A 16098-nucleotide genomic window follows, 5' to 3' on the forward strand; every position below is an offset into this window, starting at 1 on the left:
CGGGCCGCTGGTGGCCCGGGGGACCTGGGAATTTCGCGTTGACCAGCGGAGATCTTCAACGGATTCGAACGAAAGGACGCAGACACCGGAATGGGTAGGCACAGCTTGCCGGACCCCGAGGATTCCGCCACCGAGCCCTCTGAGGAATCCTTCGCGGACAGTGCGTACCCCGGGGACGAGGCCGATCACGGTCGACATAGCGGCCAACAGGCGGATGACGAATCGGACATCTGGTCCGACGATGACGACGAATGGTCCGATGACTACCACGATTCGGACGAGAGCCGTTATCTGGACGAAGACGAACCGTCCCCCAGCTGGGGATCCCGTCCCATCGAAGACGAGTCTCTGCCCGCTCCGCGTGAGGCCTACGCCGACCTCAACGACGACCGGTACGCCGCCGGAAGTGACATAGCGCCCGGGGTGGCCGAGGGGTATCCGGACTTTCCGTCCCGGCCCGCGAGCGCGGCAACCCCGGGCCCGTCGACGCCCCCACCGCCGCTCTACGCCGCTGGCCACCGCGGTGGCGGCGAATGGCGCGGCGGGCATCGCAGCGGTCGCGGCGGCCGGGGAGTCAGCATCGGCGTCATAGTGGCCCTTGTCGCGGTCGTCGCCGTGGTGGGCGTATGGATTCTGTGGAAATTCATCGGTGACTCGTTGTCGCATCGGTCGCAGAACGCCGCGGCCCGCTGTGTGGGGGGAAAGGAGACGGTTGCCGTCATCGCCGACCCGACCATCGCCGATCAGGTGCGGGAGCTGGCCGAAAGCTACAACCCGTCGGCCGGGCCGGTGGGCGACCGCTGCGTCTCGGTCGACGTCAAACCTGCCGGTTCCGATGCGGTGCTGAGTGGTTTCAGCGGCAAATGGCCAGCCGAGTTGGGCGATCAGCCCGCATTGTGGATCCCGGGCAGTTCGGTCTCCGCCGCACGCCTGAGCGCGGCGTCCAAACAAAAGATCGTCAGCGACAGCCACTCATTGGTGACTTCACCGGTGCTGCTCGCGATTCGCCCCGAACTCCAGCAGGCCCTTTCCAGCCAGAACTGGGCGGCCTTGCCGGGCTTGCAAACCAATCCGAACTCGCTGGCCGGCTTGAATCTGCCGGCCTGGGGATCGTTGCGGCTGGCTTTGCCGACCAACGGTAACGGCGATGCCTCGGTGCTCGCCGGCGAGGCGGTTGCCGCCGCGTCGGCCCCCTCCGGCGCGCCGCCCACCCAGGGCGTCGGCGCCGCGCGCACGCTGATGGCCGCGCAACCCAAACTGGCCGACAATTCCCTCGGCGCAGCGATGAACGCGCTGCTCGGCGGGGGCGATCCAGCGACCGGCCAGGTGCACGCGGTGGCCACCACCGAGCAACAGCTGTTCCAGCGCGGCCAGTCGCTGCCGGATGCCAAGGGCAAGTTGGGCTCCTGGCTGCCGCCCGGGCCGGTCGCGGTTGCCGACTATCCTGCCGTGCTGCTCACCGGCTCATGGCTGTCCCACGAACAAACCGAGGCCGCCAGCGCGTTTGCCCGATTCATGCAAAAACCCGAACAACTGGCCAAGCTGGCCAAGGCCGGGTTCCGGGTCAATGGCGTGAAACCGCCGAGCAGCGCGGTCACCAGCTTCCCCGCCCTGCCCCCGGCGCTGTCGTTGGGCGACGAGGCGCAGCGCGTCACGCTGGCCAACGGACTGACCTCATCGTCGGCAGCGGTGGCCGCGACAATCATGCTCGACCAGTCGATGCCCATCGACGAGGGCGGCAAAACCCGGCTGGCCAATGTGGTTGCGGCCCTCAGCGAAAGAGTCAAATCGATGCCGCCGAACTCGGTGGTGGGGCTGTGGACGTTCGACGGCCACGAGGGCCGATCCGAGGTGGCAATCGGACCGCTGGACGACCCCGTCAACGGGCAGCCTCGCTCGGCCGCGCTGACAGCCGCACTGGACAAGCAGTATTCGTCCAACGGCGGCGCCGTGTCGTTCACCACGCTGCGCATGATCTATCAGGAAATGCTCGCGAATTACCGTGCCGGGCAAACGAATTCAATCCTGGTGATCACCGCCGGGCCGCATACCGACCAAACTCTCGATGGCGCGGGTCTGCAGGATTTCATTCGCAAGGCAGCGGACCAGGCCCGGCCGATAGCGGTCAACGTCATCGACTTCGGCGGCGACCCGGACCGGGCGACCTGGGAGGCCGTCGCACAGCTCAGTGGCGGCAGCTACCGCAACCTGGCGACCTCGGCGTCCCCCGACCTCGCCGCGGCGGTCAACACATTCCTGGGCTGAGTCGGCATTGCCGAGCAGACGCAAAATCGCCCATTTTGGCCCCGCGAAGGGTGATTTTGCGTCTGCTCGCGCTCGCTGCTTTCGGGCGCTGTGAAGCCACGGCTTTCGGTGTGAAGCTACGGCTTTCAGGGTGAAGACAGGGCGGGATCTGGGATTTTCCCGCCCTGGTTTCACTCCCCAACGCCAAGCCTTCACTCCCAACGCCAAGCCACTACGCCGGCTAGCCGGCCAGCAGGGAGAGCGCGGCGTCGGCGTAAGCCTTGGGATCTTCGATCTGCGGGTAGTGGCCCAAGCCGGGCAGTTCCAGCACCGCGGCGCCGGGACGCAGCTCGCGCAACCCGTCGAGAACGTTCGTCGTGGCCACCGGATCGTTGAGTCCCCACACGAAGCCCAGCGGTTTGGGCCAATCGCGCACGGCGCCATGCCAGCGCTGCGCGTAACGCTCCCGCTCCTCGAGATAGCTGATCAGCAGGTGCGCGATGCGATTGCCGTCGTTGTACGACAACAGCTCCCACTGGGCGGCGGCCTCCTCAGCCGAAAGCGGGTGATCTGCCGAGAACAGCCGGCCGAACCCCCGCTGGAAACCGCGCCGATTCGTCAGCCGGGCCGCGACCGGACCCAGCGGTCCGCGCAGCACCTTCTGGATCGGCCGCAGGCTGGCCCGTTCCAGGATCACGCTGCCGTTGCTCAGCACCGCCCGCTGCATCTCGAAAGGCAGGCGGCCGTCCAGGTCTCGGGCGATCAGCTCGGTGGTCACCGACGTGCCCATGTCGTGGGCGAGCACCACTACCGGGCCGGTCGTCGTCTGCGCGATCACCGTCTGTACCAGGTTGGCCTGCTCGAGCAGGCTGTAGCGATGCGGTCGCGGCTTGTCCGACAGGCCGTAGCCGAGGAAGTCCATCGTCACCCAGGCGTGGTCGCCCAGGTACGGCAGCACGGCCCGGAAATCGAACGAACTCGACGGGAAGCCGTGCAGTAGTAGCACAGTCGGTGTCGCGCCGGCTTTTGACCGGACGAACAACCGGCCCGCGGGCGTCTCCAGCCAGCGACCGGCGTCGCGCCATTCCTGGACACTCAATGCTGTCACCCTTCGGACATACCATCGAGGGCGCGATCTAAGGAGGGTTATGACGATCGAATTCACCCCTGACCCCGAGCTGTATCCGTTCGAGTCGCGCTGGTTCGACAGCTCGCGGGGACGGATCCACTACGTCGACGAAGGTGACGGCCCACCGATCCTGTTCTGCCACGGCAATCCGACGTGGAGCTTCCTGTATCGCGAGATCATCGTCGGGCTGCGGGACCGATTTCGCTGCGTGGCACCGGATTATCTCGGTTTCGGGCTGTCCGATCGCCCGCCCGGATTCGGCTACAAGGTTGACTCGCATGCCCAGGTGATCGGCGAACTGGTCGATCACCTGGGACTCGACGGGTATCTGAGCATGGGTCAAGACTGGGGTGGGCCGATCAGCACTGCCGTCGCCGTCGAGCGTGCCGATCGGGTGCGCGGCATCGTGCTGGGTAACACCTGGTTCTGGCCGACCGACGATCTGACGACGAAGCTCTTCAGCCGCGTGATGTCAAGTCCCCCAATGCAATACGCGATTCTGCGACGCAATTTCTTTGTCGAGCGGCTGATTCCGGCCGGGACCGCGCATCGGTTGAGCCCGGAGGTGATGGAGCACTACCGCGCCGTGCAGCCCGACGCACAGGCGCGGTTGGGGGTGGCCGAACTGCCGAAAGAGCTCCGGGCTGCCCGTCCGCTGCTGGCACGGCTGGCGCGCGAGGTGCCCGCAAAACTAGGCGCCAAGCCGGCACTGTTGGTCTGGGGCATGAAGGACTTCGCGTTCAGACCCGGCCCGACGATCCCACGGATGCGCCAGACGTTTCCCGATCACGTGCTTGTCGAGCTTCCGGAGGCCAATCACTTCATCCAGGAAGACGCGCCCGACCGGATCGCCGCCGCGATCATCGACCGGTTCGGCTGATGCCAGAGTCGAGGACGCGGAGCAACGTTATGCGAACGCCTCCACCGGCGGGCACGCGCAGACCAAGTTGCGATCGCCGTAGGCGCCGTCGATCCGGCGCACCGGCGGCCACACCTTGGGCCGGAAACCCGCACCCAGCGGGTAGGCAGCCTGTTCACGGGTGTACGGGTGATCCCACTCCGCCACCAGCAGACACTCCGCGGTGTGCGGAGCGCCGCGCAGCGGATTGTCGTCAACCGGCCACTCCCCCGCCCCGACGCGGTCGATCTCGCCGCGAATGGCGATCATCGCCTCGCAGAAGGCGTCGACCTCGGTCAGGCTCTCGCTCTCGGTGGGCTCCACCATCAGCGTGCCGGCCACCGGGAAACTCATCGTCGGGGCGTGAAAACCGTAGTCCGCCAAGCGTTTCGCCACATCATCGACGGTCACGCCGGTCGACTTGGTGATCGCGCGCAGGTCCAGGATGCACTCGTGGGCGACCATGCCGTTCTCGCCGGTGTAGAGCACCGGGAAATACTCGTCGAGTCGGCGAGCGATGTAGTTGGCCGAGGCGATCGCGGTCAGCGATGCCGCGCGCAGGCCGTCGGCACCCATCATCCGGATGTAGGCCCAGGTGATCGGCAGGATCGAGGCCGATCCGTAGGGAGCCGACGACACCGGGTGACCGTCCGGAAGCTCGGGCGCATAGGGATGGCCCGGGAGGAACGGAGCCAAATGCGAACGCACCGCAACCGGCCCCACTCCCGGGCCCCCGCCGCCGTGCGGGATGCAGAACGTCTTGTGCAGGTTCAGGTGGCTGACGTCACCGCCGAACTTGCCCGGGCGGGCCAGCCCCACCAGCGCGTTGAGGTTGGCGCCGTCGACGTATACCTGACCGCCCGCGTCGTGCACGGCGGCGCACATGTCGGCGATGTCCTGCTCGTACACACCGTGGGTGGACGGGTAGGTGATCATCAGCGTCGATAGCCGGTCGGCGTGCTCGCTGACCTTCGCGCGCAGATCGTCCAGGTCGACGTCCCCGTTGTCGTGGCAGGCCACGACCACCACGCGCATCCCGGCCAGCGCCGCCGAGGCCGCGTTGGTGCCGTGCGCGCTGGACGGGATCAGGCAGATGTCGCGGTGTGGCTCTCCGCGGCTGGCGTGGTAGTCGTGGATTGCCAGCAGACCCGCGTACTCCCCTTGCGAGCCGGCATTGGGCTGCAGCGAGACGGCGTCATAGCCGGTGATAGCCACCAGCCAGGTCTCCAGGTCGCCGATCAGCCGGCGCAGCCCCGCGGTGTCGGCAGGCGGGGCGAACGGGTGCTGGCGCGCAAATTCCGGCCAGGTGATCGGCTCCATCTCGGCAGCGGCGTTGAGTTTCATCGTGCATGATCCCAGCGGAATCATGCTGCGGTCCAATGCGACGTCCTTGTCCGCCAGCGCGCGCAGGTAGCGCATCATCGTCGTCTCGGTGCGGTTCTGCGTGAACGCGGGATGCGTCAGGAATTCCGACGTGCGGGCCGCAACTTCTGCGCCTGCCGGCTGGACGGGCGACACGCCAAAGGCGTCCAGAACCGCCGCCACATGCTCTTCGGTGGTGGCTTCGTCGCAGGCCGCCGACACATGGTCAGGGTCGACACGCCACAGATTGATGCCCTTGGCCTTGGCAGCCGCCATCACCTCGTCCGCCCTTCCCGGTACCCGGGCCAGCACCGTGTCGAAGTACGTGTCGTGCACCAGCGCGTCGCCCAGGGCGGCGGCGATGGCCTCGGCATGGCCATGCACCCGGCGCGCGATCGCGGTCAATCCCTCGGCGCCGTGGTAGCTGGCATACATCGCGGCCATGACCGCCAGCAGCACCTGCGCCGTGCAGATGTTGCTGGTGGCCTTGTCGCGACGGATGTGCTGCTCACGCGTTTGCAGGGCCAGCCGGTAGGCCGGCGACCCGTCGGCGTCCAGCGAAACGCCGACCAGGCGCCCGGGCAGCTGACGGGCGTGTTTGCTGTGCACGGCCAGGTACCCCGCATGCGGGCCGCCGAATCCCATCGGCACGCCGAACCGTTGCGTGGTGCCGAAGGCGACGTCGGCGCCGATCTCGCCGGGCGGGGTGATCAGCGTCAGCGCCAGCAAATCGGCGCCGACGGCGATCAGGGCCCCGCGATCATGCGCCTGAGCCACCAGAGCGGCCCAGTCGGTGACCCGACCGCTGGCGCCGGGCAGCTGGGTGACGACGCCGAAGAAGTCACCCTCCGGCAGGCCGTCGCGCAGGTCGGCGGTCACGATCTCGATGCCCAACGGTTTTGCCCGGGTGGCCAGCACCGCTGCCGTCTGGGCGAACACGTCGCTATCAACGACGAGGCGGCCAGTCGAGCCGCCGCGCGCCGCACGATGCATCAATGTCATGGCTTCGGCCGCCGCGGTGCCCTCGTCGAGCATCGAGGCGTTGGCGATCTCCAGTCCGGTGAGGTCGCTGACCATGGTCTGGAAGTTCAGCAGCGCTTCCAGCCGGCCCTGACTGATCTCGGGCTGGTAGGGCGTGTAAGCGGTGTACCAGGCGGGGTTTTCCATGATGTCGCGCAACAGCACGGGCGGGGTGAGCGTGTCGTAGTAGCCCTGCCCGATCATCGAGACGGCCACGGTATTGGCGTCGGCCAGCACACGCAGCTCGGCCAATGCTTCGACCTCGCTGGCGGGCGCCGGCAGCCCGTCCAGGCCCGGTGCGGCGCCGGTGTCGGTGAGCTTGTCGAGAATCCCGGCCGGGACGGCCTTGGCGGCAAGCTCGTCGAGTGAGTTGACACCGATGACCGCCAGCATGGCCTCGACGGCCTGCCGGTCCGGGCCGATGTGCCGGTCGGCAAACGTTGCCGGGTGGGGGTTTGAATTCCCTGACATGTGACGAACTCCTGACGCACGGTTCCAGAGGAAGGGTCTAGCGGCCCTCTCCCTCTGTCTTCACCCGTGCACCAGGCGCCTGAGAGATTCGGCGCCGCTACTTGGCGCCTTTCCCCATCGGCGGGCGACGGTCGCTGCGGTCGTCGCCGCTTTCCAGAGGCATCGTTGTCTTACGCGGTCCGGGTGCCTGAGAGGTTGACGGAGAGGTGTTGCTCCTTCGGCGTCCATGACTGGCGGTCATGGAACTCTCCCGCGCAAGCGCGACGCGGCGTCCAGTTTACTCGCCCGCACTTGCTCAGCCGCGAGCGTGCGCATTTGTACGCTGACACGCCGGCCGGCGCGTACATTTGCGCACGCTCGCGGAGGAAGCCTCAGCCGATTTTGCGGTCGCGATGCTTGCGGCGAGAGGCCAGCTCGTCCTCAGGGGCCGCGATCGACTCGCCGCCGTCGGCACGCTCACCGGGGAAGTCGGCGATGACGCCGGTCAACTCCCGCATCGCGCCGGACACCGCGATGCCGAACACCCCTTGCCCGCCCTGTAGCAGGTCGACGACCTCTTCGGCGGATGTGCACTCGTACACGCTGGTGCCGTCGGAGAACAGGGTGATGTTGGCCAGGTCCTGGACACCGCGCTGACGCAAATGGTCGACCGCGACGCGGATGTTGTGCAGCGAGATGCCGGTGTCCAGCAGGCGCTTGACGATCTTGAGAACCAGGATGTCCTTGAACGAGTACAGCCGCTGGCTGCCGGAACCGGCTGCGCTGCGGATCGAGGGAACCACCAGAGATGTGCGTGCCCAGTAGTCCAGCTGACGGTAGGTGATGCCGGCGATCTGGCAGGCGCTTGGGCCGCGGTAGCCCACCAACTCATCGGGCACCGAGTCGTCGGGGAAAAGGCCGGGCTGCACAGGCTCGCTTGGTGCGGCAGCGTCAGTGGTCGCGACATTCGCTTGGTCAGAAAGGTCCAGCTGCTCCTGACGTGGCTGCTCGCTCACGGTGGTTCCTCTCGCCGATCGCGCTCGTGTACTCGCTGCGTCATTGGCTGCCCCCGGCAACCACGGTCGCTCAGGCCCGAGTGCTAGTGAGCATACGCTTTTCGCTAGCTGCCGTGGCCCGAGATGAATCTTCAAGTCGTGTTCAAAGTATGGCTGCCGCCCGGGCCGGGAGCCGCGATCCGCGAGGCGTGTCGACAAAGCAGTGCCAGATGAGACGCATCCGTAACGTTGCCCGGACGATGCCCGACCGCTGCTACGTAGCCTTGAAATCGTCGGGAGACACGCTGTCGAGAAATTCCTTGAACTTCTCCACCTCGTCCTCGCGGACCGCGCTGCTGGACTCCTCGTCGCTCTCATCGGGGATGAGCAGGCCGGCCTGGGCCAGGACCGCTTCTTCGACGTAGATCGGAACGCCGACGCGCAGCGCGATCGCCACCGAGTCCGAGGGGCGCGCCGACACCGTGATGTTGCGATCGAAGATCAGGTCGGCGTAGAAGGTGCCCTCCTGCAAATCCGTGATTCGCACCTCTTTGAGCGAATGGCCAAGTGCGGCAATGAGATCCCTGATCAGGTCATGTGTCAGCGGCCGGGGCGGCTCGACCCCTTGCTGCTCCAGGGCGATGGCCGCGGCCTCCGACTGGCCTATCCAGATCGGCAGGTACCGGTCACCATTGGCTTCGCGCAGTAACAGCACCGGCTGGTTCTGCGGCTGCTCGACGCGAATGCCGACAACACGAACTTCACCCATCTGTGTCTGCCCTCCGCACATGCCGCTGTGTCCGACTGAACCCGGCGCGACGACCCCGCCAAGGCCAGGGTCGCCGAACACCAAGCTGTCGACCGAAGTCTAGTCCTCAGCGGTGAAGAAGGTCGCGAACCGCCGACTTGATCAACGACGTATGCAACGTGATGGCAAGCGCGGCGACCTCGCGCGCCAAATCGTCGGCACGGTCGCGGGCGCCGGCCTTACCGGCTTTGACTAGCGGCCCGGCGATCTGAGCGATCAGATCGGACTGCCGGTCGGCGGCTGACCGAAAGGCACGCAGATGCCGCGGCTCGACGCCGTATTCGGACAGCGCGCGGGCACATTGCAGAATCACCACCGCGTGTTCGTCGAAGAAGCCGCCCGGCCCGGTGGTGATCACCCCCGCCTTGAGCAGTGCCGTCAGCAGGTCGTCGTCTACCCCCGAACGTTCCAGCAGGTCTTCCCGGCTGAGCCGGATGCGGGTGGGAGCCACCTCGGCGGTGTCGGATTCCGAACCACCGTTGTCGGCAACCGGCACCAATCGCGGTACGCCGTAAGGCGATCCGACCGACGGCAGCTCACCGTCCGGCAGGGCGTCGAGCTGTGCCCTGATCACCTTCAGGGGCAGGTAATGATCCCGCTGCGCGGTGAGGATGAAGCGGAGGCGCGCACAGTCGTACGCGGTGAACCTGCGGTACCCGGAAGCGGCGCGCTGCGGCGTCACCAGCCCCTCAGCCTCCAAAAAGCGGATCTTGGAGATGGTGACATCGGGGAAATCCGGCCGCAGCAGGTCGAGGACCGCCCCGATCGACATCCCGGCTACCGCCGGGCTATCGAGTGCGCCCACTAGCCTCCGGTTCCCCCCTCGTCACCCTGCTTGGGTCCGGTCAGGAACACCAAGCGGAACTTGCCGATCTGCACTTCGTCACCGTTGGCCAGCACTGCCGAATCCACCGGCTCGCGGTTGACGTAGGTGCCGTTGAGGCTGCCGACATCGACGACCTGGAATTCGGTGTTCTCCAACCTGAATTCGGCGTGACGACGGCTCACGGTGACGTCGTCGAGGAAAATGTCGCTGTCTGGGTGCCGGCCCGCGGATGTGATGGCCTGGTCGAGCAGGAAACGCGATCCAGCGTTGGGTCCGCGTTTGACGACCAGCAACGCCGAACCCGCCGGAAGGCCTTCGACCCCGGACACTGTGCTCTCCGTGCCGGCCTGCGCGGGCGCGTCGAGTTCGTTGAGGAAGTCGGCCCGAAAGACGGAAGTCGTCTCTACGGTGACATCGTCAGAAGTCTGGTCCTGCGAACTTCCTGAGTCCATTTCCGTCACCCGCTGCTCCTTACTGGCTGCTGTGGCGTTCGACCGGGCCGCTCGGCCGGCTTTTCAATCGAAATGCCGTCAAATGTCTTCAAATGCCGTCAATGCCTTCGATACCTATGTGTCGACCGTACCGCGCAGTGGTCCGCGATGTGGTTCCCACCACAAGATCTTCGCGCAACGCTGGCTGGCACATTAGCAACCGTCATTCGGTCAGTGTGCCGCGGTAGGCCTCGGCGTCAAGCAGCGCCGCGAGGCCCGACTCCAACGTTGCGGTATCCGGCACCTGCAGATCCAGCAGCCACCCGGTGCCGTAGGGATCCGAGTTCACCAGTTGCGGACTGCTTTCCAGCTCGGAGTTGACCGCGGCCACCGTGCCGGACAGCGGCGCATACAGATCCGAGACCGATTTCGTGGACTCCACTTCACCGAAGGACTCGCCCGCGGTTACTTCGGCACCCACATCCGGCAGCTGCACGAAAACGACATCGCCCAATGCGGATTGCGCGAAATCGGTGATCCCGACTCGCACGATGTCGTCCCCGCTGCGGCGAACCCACTCGTGCTCGGCGGTGTAGTGCAGATCGGACGGGATATCGCTCATGGGCAAGTCCTGTTCTGTTGGGTTCTGCTCACTTGACGGGCTGAGCGTATTGGCGTGCTTTCGGTTGCCGCAAGGTGGTCACATCGATGCGGTCGGACTGTTGCACACTCATCCGGGCGCCGACACGCTTGGCGCTGTCCTCGGCGCCACCGGGAATGTTCATCGCCGCGGCCAGCGTCGGCGGATCGCCAATCGCCAGAACCGAATACGGCGGCGAGAACGCTTTTCCGTCGATAGTCAGCGAGCCGGGAGTGCCCACCACCCAGGTATCGACACCGACCCGAACAGACTGGCGCGCATCGTTGATCTCGATGGCCTCTGCGCCGGCGGCGCGCAGCTCGTTGATGACGTCGAGCATGGTGTCCGGCGCCATTCCGGGACCGGGGTCTTCGATCTTGACGGTGACGCCGGGCCCGGTGGCGCCCACCGACCCGACGAGGATGGCCAGCGCCGCCAGCCTGGCCTGCGCGCTTTCGATGGCAGCCTGATCGGTGTTGCCGGACGCCCGCAGTTTGTTCAGGGTGTTCTGAAGCTCGGTCACCTCGGTCTCCAGGGCAGCCTCACGTTGCCGCAGCGAGTCCAACAGCACCAGCAAATCTGCGGGACGGGCGGTGTCCAGGGAATCGCCGGACTTGGTCTGATGCACCTGGGTGGCGATGGCGATGCCCAACACCACACACAACAGGATGGCCAGCGCGCCGAACGCCAACCGGGAACGACCACCCCGCAACAGCCCGGGCAATCCCGTTCGGCCCAGCGGCCCGATTGCTGGCCGGGGACGGTTTCCGGGCAATTCGTGACGGCCGTGCTGCGGTGCGTCCGGCGCTTCGGAGTCAGCAACCTTTCGCGTCGAGTTCTCAGCCTCGGCGGCGCTTTGTGCGCGGTCCTGGGACTGGTCTTCCGGGAAAGACCCCGGGGGTCGCTCGCTCACCCTGACCTCATCTCTGTCATGCGCCGAAGAGTCGGCGCCGCAATGCGGCGGCGTTCCCGAAGATCCGGATACCCAGCACGACGATGATCGCCGTGGACAACTGGGTGCCAACGCCGAGTTGGTCCCCGACGTAGACGATCAGGGCGGCCACCAGGACGTTGAACACGAACGACACCACGAAGACCTTCGGGTCGAAGATGCGCTCAAGGTAGGCGCGCAAGCCGCCGAAGACCGCGTCCAGCGCGGCCACCACGGCGATGGGCAGATAGGGTTGGACGACCTCCGGCACGCTGGGGTGAAAGAACAGGCCCAGCACGATGCCGATCGCAACCGCGGCGATACCGATCATGCTGAGCGGATTCCAGTCGTCGGCAAGGGCATCTGGAACACCGGGACTTCTCTCACTAGGGCCCAATCTGTTTGGCGAACTTGACTTCCCGGATTGCTCCGGCGGGCAGCGAAAGGCGATCGGAGACGTTCACGCTGACGCCGACGCCGTAGGAAGTCTCCAGCAGCCTCAGCCGGTGCAGACCAGGGCTGTTCTCGAAAGTGTCTCGCATCCCGTGCGGCGGCCCGACGGCCAGGATCGTATACGGGCTGCTGGTCGGGTTGTTGTCGACCAGGATCGCCCCGCCCGCCTGCCGGATCGTCACGTTCGGGCCGATCCTGGCGCCGCCAACCGAAATGGCCTCTGCGCCGCTCGCCCACAAGGAGTTGACGACCAGTTGCAGATCGCGGTCCAGGATGATTTGCCGGCTTCCGTTCACCCGCTGCTTGGATACGTCGGAAAGGTTTGGCCCCACACCGGGATCGGTCACCGTCACCGTCAGGCCGGGACCGGTGATCGCTGTGCTGGCCGCGGCCAGGCTGAGGGCATCGAGGCGGGTCAGGAGACGCTGTCCCATCGCGTTGTCGGCTAGCGCGAGTCGCTGCACGTCGTCAACTTGAGCCGCGAGCACGTTGCGTCGCTGGGCCAATTTGGCGGCCGCCGTCTGCGTTGACCGCACACTGGTCGCCAGCAGTTGCTGGGCGGTACGCACGCCGGGTGCAACCGAGCGGGCCTGCGCCACCGCGGCGGCAAAAACCGTGACTACCAGCATCGCCGCCAGCGCCTGCCAGATCCAGCCGAAAACACGTGCTCGCCGGGATGGGCGACCTGGTTGGCCGCGCTTGGCGGCTGCGGCGGCGTAACCGGGGTCCAGGTGTTCCGAGAGCAGGGCCCGCAGCAGCGACGGCACCGGGATCAGTGTGGGCCGCGCCGCCGCATGGGCGCTACGACCCGCGTTGGGGTCGTAGCCGCCGAGCAGCCGGTCAGGTTCAGACATGCTTACCCGCTTGCGGCGTCGGCGGCCGATCGGCCCGGCTGAGCTTGGGCAGCTGGCGAACCACCAGCGTCATCTGCACGATGTACAGGACGAACGCCCAGAGGTACATGTACAAGCCCCAGATCAGAAAGCCCCAACCGCAGGCGCCCACCACCCGGCTCCACAGTGCGTGCCACTGGCCCAGCAACACCAGCGGAAAACCAGACATCAACGCGAAAGTCGCGGCTTTGCCAACGTACGTGACCGGCAACGCGGAGAGCCCGCGACTGCGCAGCGACGGCAGTGTGGCGGCCAACAGCCCATCGCGGGCCAGCAGCGTGATGACGAACCACCACGGCACAATGCCGCCGGCCGCCATGGTGATCGGGACGGCAACCATGTAGAGGCGATCGACCGTCGGGTCCAGCAGCACGCCCAACCGTGAGGACTGGTTGAGCATCCGCGCGATCTTGCCGTCGGCCCAGTCGGAGATCCCGCTGAACATCAGGATCGCCACCGCCCAGGCGTTGGCGTGCGCGACCAGCAGCACGTAGATGAACACCGGGATGAGCAGCAGACGGATGGCGCTCAGCACGTTGGGTACGGTCAGCACTCGATCGGCTGGGTGTGCGGGCTCCATATGCCGTGACCCTAGCCCGGCGACGATACGGTCCGCACGACGGACCGGTGAACGCTCGAGCGCGCGACTGGCCGCACGTTCGACGAGCCCTAGCGGAACACTCCGGGCAGGCTCAGCGTGGACAGCGTGTCATCCGCCAGCGGATTGTCGTTGACCATGTACGTCCACGTCGAGGTCGGTCGCGCCAGCTTGGACAGATCCAGCCCCGGCTCCTCGTCGAGCACATTCGCGGTCTCGAACGTCTGCTGCGCGGCCTCGATCGCGTCGGCGGCCAGCGAGGCGAACGCGTCGACCGCCAACCGGTGAAATTCGTCCAGCGGGTTCTGGCGGCCCAGTGCGCGCAAATGGATGCTTTCCCGGATGTCGGCGAGATATGCCAGATGATCGGCCCAGCCGCGGTCCAGGTGATACAGCATGATCAGTCGGCAGATCTTTTCCAGCCGTTCCTCGGCCTCGTCCTCGGGCATGGCCTCAGCCAGCTCCTCGTACCGCTTCGGAGCCAGCTCGGCAAGCTCCTCGCGCGCAGTCGCCGTGCGCAGCAACGTGTTTCGCCGTTCCACGATGATGGCCCGCTGTTGCGCGATCAGCTGGTTGTAGCGCCAGGTGTTGGCGTGGACATCCAGCATCCGGCCCTCCGCGACCCGCTGGGCATGGTCGAGCATCCCAGCCGCCTTCGGGCTGACGATCCGGCCGTCCTCATCGGTCTCCATGGGCAGCTTGTTGTAGTCGAGGTTGGCCGCGACGACGTCGTCTTCCCAACTCGAGAAGAACACCGAGGACCCCGGATCGCCCTGGCGCCCCGCCCGGCCGCGCAACTGATTGTCCAGCCGCTGGGTGTGATGCCGACCGGTCCCGACCACGTGCAGACCGCCCAGTTCGGCAACGCGGTCGTGGTCGGACTCGTCGGAGCCGCCGAGCCGGATGTCGGTGCCGCGCCCGGCCATCTGGGTGGACACCGTGACCGCGCCGAATTTTCCGGCCTCGGCGATGACCTGCGCCTCTTCGGCGTCGTTCTTGGCGTTGAGCACCACCGCGGGAACGCCGCGGCGCAGCAACCGCTCGTGCAGCTCTTCGGATTCGGCGACGTCGCGGGTGCCGACCAGCACGGGCTGGCCCGTCTCGTGCACCTCGGCGATGTGGTCGATGATCGCGTCGTTCTTGGCCGCGGCGGTGATGTAGACCCGGTCGGACTCGTCCTCGCGGATGTTGGGAGTGTTCGGCGGTATCGGTGAGACGCCGAGTTTGTAGAACTGGCGCAGTTGTTCGCCGGCGGCCAGCGCGGTACCCGTCATGCCGCAGACGGTGGCGTAGCGGTTGATCAGCGCCTGCACCGTGATGGTGTCGAGAACCTCGCCGGTCTCGGTGGTCTCGATGCCCTCCTTGGCCTCGACGGCGGCCTGCAGGCCGTCCGGCCAGCGCTGCAGCTGTGCGATGCGGCCGCGGGATGCGTTGATCAGGTGCACCGCATCGTCGCGGACGATGTAGTGCACGTCGCGTTGCAGCAGCACGTGCGCGTGCAGGGCGACGTTGACCTCGGTGAGCGTGGTCCCGACGTGTTCCTCGGAGTACAAGTCGATTCCGCCGAGGGCCTTCTCCACCTTGCGGGCGCCGGTCTCGGTCAGATGGACGTTGCGGTTGTCGGAGTCGGTGGCAAAGTACTCGTCCGCGTCGGACCCGCGGACCAAGTTGCCGACCAGCTTGATGATTTCCAGGCGTGGGGTCTCGCGGTGGGTGGTGCCGGCCAGCACAAGAGGCACCAGCGCCTCGTCTACCAGCACCGAGTCGGCTTCGTCGATAAGTGCCACATCCGGATTGGGCGATACCAGGTCCTCGACGTCGGTCACCAGCTGATCGCGCAGCACATCGAAGCCAATTTCGTTCACCGAGGCGTAGGTGATCTCGCAGCCGTAGGCGGTTCGGCGCTCCTCGCTCGTCGACTCCCCCGTGATCCAGCCGACGGTCAGCCCCATCGCCTCCAGCAGCGGGCCCATCCACTCCGCGTCGCGGCGAGCCAGATAGTCGTTGATGGTCACGACGTGCACATGCCGCCCAGCGAGGGCGTAGCCCGCGGCCGCGATCGCGCCGGCCAGCGTCTTGCCCTCACCGGTGGCCATCTCGATCACGTCGCCGGCGAGCATCCGCAGGGCGCCGAGCAACTGCACGTCAAATGGGCGCAGGCCGGTCGCCCGCTCGGCCGCTTCCCGGGCGATGGCGAGGAACTGCGGGATGTCGTGGGATTCCGCGAGATCGTCGAGATTCAGCAGCCCGGCTGCTTTGCGCAGTTGCTCGTCTTTGAGGTCGGCGGCTTCCTCGTCGTATTCGGCGGAGGCGTTCACCTCGGCGAGCGAGCGGTTTCTGTTCTTCTCCGTGCTGGCACCGAGCAGCCGCCAGAATCGGCTGCTGACTCTGCCAGGTTGGCTTTGGGTGGTCTTCGGCAC

14 protein-coding genes and 1 riboswitch are annotated in these 16098 nt (G+C 66.6%); of the genes, 2 read left to right on the forward strand and 12 right to left on the reverse strand.

Annotated elements, in window-relative coordinates; all coding sequences use genetic code 11:
• Positions 1-90 precede the first annotated feature (90 nt).
• Entirely contained in the window at positions 91-2265 is a 2175-nt protein-coding gene (locus A9W99_RS06435) for a substrate-binding domain-containing protein (protein ID WP_067374989.1), read from the forward strand.
• Between the two features lie 220 nt (positions 2266-2485).
• On the opposite strand, the gene A9W99_RS06440 is transcribed toward A9W99_RS06435, so the two are convergent.
• Positions 2486-3352 carry an alpha/beta fold hydrolase gene (locus A9W99_RS06440; RefSeq protein WP_082929864.1) on the reverse strand — a complete coding sequence of 289 codons (867 nt, stop codon included), beginning with the start codon at positions 3350-3352 and terminating at the stop codon, positions 2486-2488.
• Positions 3353-3392: 40 nt separating this feature from the next.
• Between A9W99_RS06440 and A9W99_RS06445 the strand changes: the two genes are divergently transcribed.
• Positions 3393-4253, forward strand: a complete 861-nt coding sequence (locus A9W99_RS06445) for a haloalkane dehalogenase (protein WP_067374991.1) — start codon at positions 3393-3395, stop codon at positions 4251-4253.
• 27 nt (positions 4254-4280) lie between these two features.
• Here the strand turns inward: A9W99_RS06445 and gcvP are convergent, their stop codons facing one another.
• The 11 genes from gcvP to secA2 all read right to left on the reverse strand — a co-directional run bounded on the left by gcvP (position 4281) and on the right by secA2 (position 16098).
• Complete coding sequence (gene gcvP / locus A9W99_RS06450; RefSeq protein WP_067374993.1) at positions 4281-7124, reverse strand: aminomethyl-transferring glycine dehydrogenase; 2844 nt, start codon at positions 7122-7124, stop codon at positions 4281-4283.
• A gap of 165 nt (positions 7125-7289) precedes the next feature.
• Positions 7290-7387: riboswitch (glycine riboswitch) on the reverse strand.
• 108 nt (positions 7388-7495) lie between these two features.
• On the reverse strand, positions 7496-8119 hold the full coding sequence (locus tag A9W99_RS06455) for a MerR family transcriptional regulator (RefSeq protein ID WP_067232242.1): 624 nt from the start codon (positions 8117-8119) through the stop codon (positions 7496-7498).
• Between the two features lie 253 nt (positions 8120-8372).
• Positions 8373-8867: a bifunctional nuclease family protein gene (locus A9W99_RS06460; protein WP_067232245.1), complete on the reverse strand. Its 495-nt coding sequence runs from the start codon at positions 8865-8867 to the stop codon at positions 8373-8375.
• Positions 8868-8973: 106 nt separating this feature from the next.
• Entirely contained in the window at positions 8974-9711 is a 738-nt protein-coding gene (locus A9W99_RS06465) for a MerR family transcriptional regulator (protein WP_067374996.1), read from the reverse strand.
• Entirely contained in the window at positions 9711-10184 is a 474-nt protein-coding gene (garA, locus tag A9W99_RS06470; RefSeq protein ID WP_371514928.1) for a glycogen accumulation regulator GarA, read from the reverse strand. The genes A9W99_RS06465 and garA overlap by 1 nt, the downstream gene beginning before the upstream one ends.
• A 202-nt stretch (positions 10185-10386) precedes the next feature.
• Entirely contained in the window at positions 10387-10785 is a 399-nt protein-coding gene (gcvH, locus tag A9W99_RS06475) for a glycine cleavage system protein GcvH (protein WP_067375000.1), read from the reverse strand.
• Between the two features lie 28 nt (positions 10786-10813).
• Positions 10814-11578 carry a DUF881 domain-containing protein gene (locus tag A9W99_RS06480; protein WP_253869648.1) on the reverse strand — a complete coding sequence of 255 codons (765 nt, stop codon included), beginning with the start codon at positions 11576-11578 and terminating at the stop codon, positions 10814-10816.
• A 154-nt stretch (positions 11579-11732) separates the two neighbouring features.
• Positions 11733-12065 carry a small basic family protein gene (locus A9W99_RS06485; protein ID WP_067232259.1) on the reverse strand — a complete coding sequence of 111 codons (333 nt, stop codon included), beginning with the start codon at positions 12063-12065 and terminating at the stop codon, positions 11733-11735.
• A 55-nt stretch (positions 12066-12120) separates the two neighbouring features.
• On the reverse strand, positions 12121-13041 hold the full coding sequence (locus A9W99_RS06490; protein WP_067375001.1) for a DUF881 domain-containing protein: 921 nt from the start codon (positions 13039-13041) through the stop codon (positions 12121-12123).
• Complete coding sequence (locus tag A9W99_RS06495) at positions 13034-13660, reverse strand: CDP-alcohol phosphatidyltransferase family protein (RefSeq protein ID WP_067375003.1); 627 nt, start codon at positions 13658-13660, stop codon at positions 13034-13036. The genes A9W99_RS06490 and A9W99_RS06495 overlap by 8 nt, the downstream gene beginning before the upstream one ends.
• A gap of 89 nt (positions 13661-13749) precedes the next feature.
• Complete coding sequence (gene secA2, locus A9W99_RS06500; protein WP_067375006.1) at positions 13750-16098, reverse strand: accessory Sec system translocase SecA2; 2349 nt, start codon at positions 16096-16098, stop codon at positions 13750-13752.

The sequence above is a fragment of the Mycobacterium sp. 1164966.3 genome, from assembly GCF_001665395.1.
In the GTDB taxonomy this organism is placed as follows: Bacteria; Actinomycetota; Actinomycetes; order Mycobacteriales; family Mycobacteriaceae; genus Mycobacterium.

What these genes read in the sequence shown, in the direction of transcription:
- A9W99_RS06435 (WP_067374989.1), top strand. Translation starts at nt 91, where the DNA reads ATGGGTAGGCACAGCTTGCCGGACCCCGAGGATTCCGCCACCGAGCCC.
- A9W99_RS06445 (WP_067374991.1), top strand. Translation starts at nt 3,393, where the DNA reads ATGACGATCGAATTCACCCCTGACCCCGAGCTGTATCCGTTCGAGTCG.
- gcvP (WP_067374993.1), bottom strand. Translation starts at nt 7,124, where the DNA reads ATGTCAGGGAATTCAAACCCCCACCCGGCAACGTTTGCCGACCGGCAC.
- A9W99_RS06460 (WP_067232245.1), bottom strand. Translation starts at nt 8,867, where the DNA reads ATGGGTGAAGTTCGTGTTGTCGGCATTCGCGTCGAGCAGCCGCAGAAC.
- garA (WP_371514928.1), bottom strand. Translation starts at nt 10,184, where the DNA reads ATGGACTCAGGAAGTTCGCAGGACCAGACTTCTGACGATGTCACCGTA.
- gcvH (WP_067375000.1), bottom strand. Translation starts at nt 10,785, where the DNA reads ATGAGCGATATCCCGTCCGATCTGCACTACACCGCCGAGCACGAGTGG.
- A9W99_RS06485 (WP_067232259.1), bottom strand. Translation starts at nt 12,065, where the DNA reads ATGATCGGTATCGCCGCGGTTGCGATCGGCATCGTGCTGGGCCTGTTC.
- A9W99_RS06490 (WP_067375001.1), bottom strand. Translation starts at nt 13,041, where the DNA reads ATGTCTGAACCTGACCGGCTGCTCGGCGGCTACGACCCCAACGCGGGT.
- A9W99_RS06495 (WP_067375003.1), bottom strand. Translation starts at nt 13,660, where the DNA reads ATGGAGCCCGCACACCCAGCCGATCGAGTGCTGACCGTACCCAACGTG.